Source organism: Flavobacterium panacis (genome assembly GCF_024649945.1).
Classification (GTDB): Bacteria; Bacteroidota; Bacteroidia; order Flavobacteriales; family Flavobacteriaceae; genus Flavobacterium; species Flavobacterium panacis.
In genome coordinates this window covers 1-2,682 of sequence record NZ_JANKMS010000029.1, presented here as the reverse complement: position 1 = coordinate 2,682, position 2,682 = coordinate 1, and the positions used below count along the sequence as shown (strand labels likewise).

Below are 2,682 nucleotides of genomic sequence, written 5' to 3'. Positions count from 1 at the left end.
GGGAGGATGTCAAACTATTCAACAGAAAACCTAAGTGTTGCAGTAAGACCAAGTGATCTGGCCTATGTGATTTATACTTCTGGAAGTACAGGCAGGCCCAAGGGAGTGATGATAGAACATAATACTGTTGTAAACTTAATTACTTCTCAGTCCCATACATTTAATATTGATTCAGGTGATGTTGTTTTGCAGTTTTCAAATTATGCATTTGATGCTTCTGTAGAACAAATTTTTATAACATTATTGAATGGTAGTAAATTGGTTTTGATCCCAAAAGAGATAATTCTGGATACAGAAAATTTACTTGGTTTTATTGATTCTCAAAAAATCACGCATTTCCATACTACTCCAAGTATGTTGAGTAGTCTACCAGTAAGGACAGATTTAAAATCCTTGAGAAGAGTAGTTGTTGGAGGGGAGATTTGTGGTAAAGATCTAATGAAAGTTTGGAATGAAGCCTATTCATTTTATAATAAATATGGCCCGACAGAAACAACAGTAACTTCTACGATATCCTTTTATGAGAAAGGTAATTGTGGAGATAAAGAAATAAGCATAGGAACTCCTATAGCCAATACTCAGGTATATATATTAGATTCGGAAATGAATTTATTACCGGTTGGAGTAGTTGGAGAACTCTGTATTGGAGGAGCGGGAGTTGCGCGAGGTTATCTGAACCGAGAAGAATTGACTGCTGAGAGGTTTATAGCAAATCCTTTTGCAGCAGGAGAGAGAATTTACAAGACGGGTGATCTTGCGCGTTGGCTTCCTGATGGAAATATAGAATACATCGGCAGGAAGGACAACCAGGTTAAGATCCGCGGTTACCGAATCGAATTGGGCGAGATCGAGAATGCATTGTCTTTGGTAGCTGGAATCAGCCAGTGCTGCGTACTGGCCAAGGAGGATGCATCAGGGAACAAGCGTCTTGTGGGTTATGTGGTATCGGAGGAGAAACTGGACAGGACGTATTTGCAGGATCAACTGAAATCAAGTTTGCCTGAATATATGGTTCCTATGATCTGGGTTGAACTGGATCAGATGCCGTTGACCTCCAACGGTAAGCTTGACAGGAAATCGTTGCCTGAACCTGAGAGTTCGGATTTATCGACCAAGGAGTATGTTGCGCCTCGTACAGAGACGGAAGAGCAATTGGCTGCCATTTGGCAGAACTTGCTTGGCATAGAAAAAGTAGGTATTCATGACAACTTCTTCGAGTTGGGCGGCCACAGTTTATTGGCCACGAGATTGGTATCGATGGTCCGTAAGGAGCTTTCGGTTGAGTTATCAATAAGGGATGTATTTGAATATACAAGCATAGAAGCTTTAAGTGGCCATGTATCGTTGCAGTCTACAGGAGTATTATTACCGGCTGTTGTTGCGGAGGAGCGTCCGGTGCGAATTCCATTGTCATTCAGTCAGGAGCGTTTATGGTTTTTAGATCAATTGCAAGGCAGTACAGAATATCATATTCCTACTGTCCTTCGTCTGGAAGGGGCATTGGATGTATCGGTGTTGGAACAAACATTGCAAAGTATAGTTTCTCGTCATGAGGTACTTCGTACGGTTTTGTTGTCAGAGGATGGTGTTGGATATCAGGAAGTCATCGGTGTGGAGGACTGGATACTGGATCAGGTAACTGTAACCGATGCCGCATTATTTGAAAATGATCTTCAGGAGTATCTAATAATGCCTTTTGATTTATCAAAAGAGTATAAGTTAAGAAGCTGCCTGTACGATTTAGGGAATCAGCAGTACGTGCTGGCCTGTGTGCTTCATCATATTGCCAGTGATGGTTGGTCAGGTGGTATTTTGGTGAATGAATTCATGGAGCTTTACAGCGCTCTTCAATCCGGAAGAACGGCAGTCTTACCCGAGTTATCTCTGCAGTATGCGGACTATGCGATCTGGCAGAGAAAGTATCTGGAAGGAGCAGTATTGGAATCCCAGTTGTCGTATTGGCAGGAGCAGCTGCAAGGAGTGACTATGTTATCTTTACCAACAGATTACATTCGTCCTTCTGTACAGAGTATGGCAGGTTCAAGTATTTTCTTAGTTTTGGATAAAGAACTTAGTGAGTCCTTAAATGCATTGAGTCAAAGAGAAGGTGTTACTCTGTTTATGCTGCTGCTGTCGGCCTTTAAGGTATTGTTGTTGCGATACAGTGGACAGGATGATATCTGTGTAGGAACACCGATAGCAAACCGTACCCAATCGGAGTTGGAAGGTATGATTGGATTTTTTATAAATGTACTGGCACTGCGCAGTGATTTAGGAGGTAATCCACGTTTCAGTGAGCTTTTACAAAGAGTAAAGGAAACAACATTGGGTGGTTATGACCATCAGCTCGTTCCATTTGAGAAAGTAGTGGATCAAATGATTACTAATCGTGACATGAGTACGAGTCCATTATTCCAGGTAATGTTTATATTGCAAAATACACCTGATTCATATAAAGAGGAAAGTTTAGAATTGCAAGATATTTTACTTTCAGATTATGGTTTTGAAACACCTAATTCGAAATTTGATCTAACATTGCATATCACTGAAAGTACTAATGGTATTACTTTAGATATGGGGTATTGCACAGCTTTGTTTGACAGGTCTACCATTGATCGCATGCTATTGCATTACAAGGAGTTGTTGATTTCAGTTGTCAATGATGTTCATCAGCCTCTGGAT

General features: G+C 40.9%; 1 protein-coding gene. It reads left to right on the top strand.

The window, feature by feature from the left end:
• Positions 1–2,682, top strand: a 2,682-nt coding sequence (locus NQQ59_RS25170; protein WP_257698474.1) for an amino acid adenylation domain-containing protein, incomplete at both ends; no start/stop codon positions are given.